This is a genomic window from Gluconacetobacter takamatsuzukensis (genome assembly GCF_014174275.1).
In the GTDB taxonomy this organism is placed as follows: Bacteria; Pseudomonadota; Alphaproteobacteria; order Acetobacterales; family Acetobacteraceae; genus Gluconacetobacter; species Gluconacetobacter takamatsuzukensis.
Genome location: NZ_JABEQK010000035.1, coordinates 1 through 502, shown reverse-complemented (window position 1 = coordinate 502; position 502 = coordinate 1). Strand labels below are relative to the sequence as shown.

General features: G+C 69.1%; 1 protein-coding gene. It reads left to right on the top strand.

The genetic code is table 11. The features are described from left to right. A partial coding sequence (locus HLH27_RS16910) for a phosphate ABC transporter ATP-binding protein (protein ID WP_182951290.1) occupies nucleotides 1–502 on the top strand: 502 nt, incomplete at both ends.

Here is a 502-nt window from a genome sequence, read left to right as displayed (position 1 = left end):
CCGGATGTACGACCTGTATCCGGGGCAGCGGGCGACGGGGGAGGTGCTGTTCGACGGGCGGAACATCCTGTCGTCGGACCTGGACCTGAACGTGCTGCGCGCGCGGGTGGGAATGGTGTTCCAGAAGCCGACGCCGTTTCCGATGTCGATCTACGAGAACATCGCGTTCGGTGTGCGGCTGCACGAGCGGCTGGGCCGGGCGGAGATGGACGAGCGGGTGGAGGACGTGCTGCGGCGGGTGGCGCTGTGGGGCGAAGTGAAGGACCGGCTGGGGGCGTCGGCGGCGGCGCTGTCGGGCGGGCAGCAGCAGCGTCTGTGCATCGCGCGGACGATCGCGACCCGGCCGGAGGTGATCCTGCTGGACGAGCCGACCAGCGCGCTGGACCCGATCTCGACCGCGCGGATCGAGGAGCTGCTGGACGAGCTGAAAGGCGAGTTCACGATTGCGATCGTGACGCATAACATGCAGCAGGCGGCGCGCTGCGCGGATCGGGTGGCGTTT